Source organism: candidate division KSB1 bacterium, from assembly GCA_022562085.1.
Taxonomy (GTDB): domain Bacteria; phylum Zhuqueibacterota; class Zhuqueibacteria; order Oceanimicrobiales; family Oceanimicrobiaceae; genus Oceanimicrobium.
In genome coordinates, this window is the sequence record JADFPY010000463.1 from 1 (window position 1) to 2,686 (window position 2,686).

5 protein-coding genes are annotated in these 2,686 nt (G+C 44.3%); all 5 read left to right on the forward strand.

The features are described from left to right. The first annotated feature begins 553 nt into the window (after nucleotides 1–553). Nucleotides 554–907 (forward strand): hypothetical protein, encoded by a 354-nt coding sequence (locus IH879_22225; GenBank protein ID MCH7677644.1) that lies wholly within the window; start codon nucleotides 554–556, stop codon nucleotides 905–907. A 142-nt stretch (nucleotides 908–1,049) separates the two neighbouring features. Next, on the forward strand, nucleotides 1,050–1,664 hold the full coding sequence (locus IH879_22230; protein ID MCH7677645.1) for a hypothetical protein: 615 nt from the start codon (nucleotides 1,050–1,052) through the stop codon (nucleotides 1,662–1,664). 125 nt (nucleotides 1,665–1,789) lie between these two features. After that, nucleotides 1,790–2,299 (forward strand): DUF3341 domain-containing protein, encoded by a 510-nt coding sequence (locus IH879_22235; GenBank protein ID MCH7677646.1) that lies wholly within the window; start codon nucleotides 1,790–1,792, stop codon nucleotides 2,297–2,299. A 102-nt stretch (nucleotides 2,300–2,401) separates the two neighbouring features. Further along, nucleotides 2,402–2,557, forward strand: a complete 156-nt coding sequence (locus tag IH879_22240; GenBank protein MCH7677647.1) for a four helix bundle protein — start codon at nucleotides 2,402–2,404, stop codon at nucleotides 2,555–2,557. Beyond that, nucleotides 2,523–2,686 (forward strand): four helix bundle protein (locus IH879_22245; protein MCH7677648.1); only part of this gene is annotated, 164 nt, incomplete at its 3' end. The genes IH879_22240 and IH879_22245, both read left to right, overlap by 35 nt.

Consider the following 2,686-nt stretch of genomic DNA (forward strand, 5'->3'; position numbering starts at 1 on the left):
TGCGTTGGCGATGCGGCTCACCTTCTTCGGAAGAATAAAAACTTGATTTCTTACCCATGCTCTCCTCCTCCTCTATATAATTATCTGGATAGCTTGGTTATGTTAATTTAGGATTAGGTGTCCACTAATTGGACAAGATAGAAAATTCAAAGGTTTTTTCAAAGCAGAAAAATAATGGATTGCACGGCAACCTCGAGAATGGGCATTTGCTAGAAAGCGAATGAGGGGCCACTAAGATATTTCTAGCCGAGCAAAAATGGCCTTCGGATTGTACCAATTCTATCTTGGGATTAAGGGTGAAGAGCCGGCAGAGGTCGGGCTCGGAACCTTAACATTCTTTTCAAAATTGGCACAAAGGCAACAAGAAAAGTGTCCTGTATGTGGTTTGCCGAAAAGCCGTTATGCTTTTTACCAAATCACGCGGGCGATTTGAACAAAAGGTGCTGCTGATTTGAGTAAAAGACATTTTTTTCTTTTACTACCAATAACGGAATTCTTATTGATTCTCGTTTATTATTTTCTAATTTAGCCTTGAACCCCCAAGGAAATGCAAATGAATTTGAAACAAGATTCTGTCCTCGAACAAGAAATCGTTTTAATCCACATCGAAGAGCAGCCCGCTTTTTACGCCCGGGTTGAGAAAATCACCGCTGATGTCAAACCGCAATGGTGGCGGGTTAAATTTCTGATGTTGACGATTCCCCTGAATGTTGCCACCTGGATTCTCGACGACGAACAAATACGCGGCGCTGATTTTACCATGGGCGGCACACCCATTCGAATCGAGAAAGTAGAGGTCCCCGAAGAAATTGAGCCACGAGATGAAAAAGAAGAATTTGTAAAATTCAAAGACACGGAAACCAAACAGGCACGCGTTCTGTCCCTGAATAAAAAGAAAAAGCCATAATCTATTTCTTACCTTTTTATTAACTTGACTTTTTTCTCAAAAATATTTATATAAGTGTCGAAATTTCAATAGTTCAAATAATTAATTCAATGGATTGAACATCTCCCGCTCTTCAACTTTTCATTACTTTCAAATCACTTAAATGCCTCAACTATTTCATCCGAGCACAAATACGTTTGCCAAAGTGAGCATTTTTGGTGCGGGTTTTCTAATAGCGGCTGTCCTTTGGATATTTTTGTCCATTGAACGCTCGCCTTATGTGACCCAGGCTCAGGCTATGAACACGGAGCTGGAGGCGCAGCAACTCAACGACGGCGCCGGCATCCGAATTCTTACCGAGACGGTCACATCGCCGACTTTGGCCCACCAAATATCGAATTTCTTCTCTGAATTTCCTTTAGTGAAATGGCATCAGTTTGAACCGGTTAATCGCGATAACACCAAAAAAGGCGCTCGGCTAGCTTTCGGCCGGTTTGTCGATACTCACTATGATTTTTCAAAAGCCGATGTCATTCTTTCGCTCGATGCAGATTTTCTGTATCAAATGCCCGGGAATTTACGCTACGCCCGACAGTTTACCGGCAGGCGAAAAGTCGAGCACGGTCATACGGACATGAACCGGCTTTATGCTGTCGAGAGCACGCCTTCATTAGCCGGAGCGATGGCCGACCATCGATTGGCGCTGAGCCCAAGTCAAATTTCAGTCTTCGCCCAGGCCGTCGCTAAAGAATTGGACGTGCCGCGCCAATTCGGTTAAACCTGCAGAGTTATGATCCGCAATCCTTAATCAGCGCTTCTCCTGATGTTGGCGCCTGGATTCGAGCGCTTGCCAGCGACCTGAAAAAGCACCGGGCTGAAAAAGAAAAAAACATCTACGGAATAATGGCCGAGTTTGACAGTGCGGACGAACTGCTTGCTGCGACCGAGAAAACCTTTGCAGATGGATACCGCAAAATGGACGCGTATTCTCCCTATCCGGTTCATGGGCTTGCCGAAGCCATGGGATTTAAGAATTCGAAGCTGCCGATGCTCGTGCTCATTGGAGCAATCGTCGGGGGGATTTTGGGATTTTCAATGCAGTACTACGCATCTGTAGAGAGTTATCCTTTAAATATTGGCGGCAGGCCGTTAAATAGCTGGCCGTCTTTTATTCCGATTACTTTTGAGTTATCGATTTTGGTAGCCGCATTTTCAGCGGTGCTGGGAATGTTCGCTTTGAATGGACTGCCGATGCCGTATCATCCGGTGTTTAATGTGCCGCGTTTTGCTTTGGCATCCCGGGATCAATTCTTTTTGTGTATAGAAAGCATAGACCCGAAGTTTGATCGCAAGGAGACGAAGAAGTTTTTGGAGAGCCTGAAGGCGCGGATTGTGGTTGAGGTGGATCCGTAGCTTCTTGAGGATAGAAGATAGAGGATAGAAGATCGAAGATCGAGGATTAAGTAGAAGATAGGAAGGGAGGATATCAAGGCGATTATAAGAAGCTTTCGGGAGATGGAAGTTTATAATCTTGCTTTAAAAGAGGCTGCAAGAATATTTAAAATTACAAAAGAATTTCCAAAGGAAGAGAGATACTCATTGACAGATCAGATTCGAAGATCCTCTCGAGCTGTAAATGCATTGGTTGCGGGAAGCCTGGGCGCGACGTAGGTATAAAGCCGCGTTTATCAATAAAGTTAATGAAGCGTTGGGCGAAGCAATGGAAACACAAGCTTGGTTAGACCACGCTCTTGCTTGTGCATACATCAATTCGAACCTTTTCAATGAAATAGATGATGC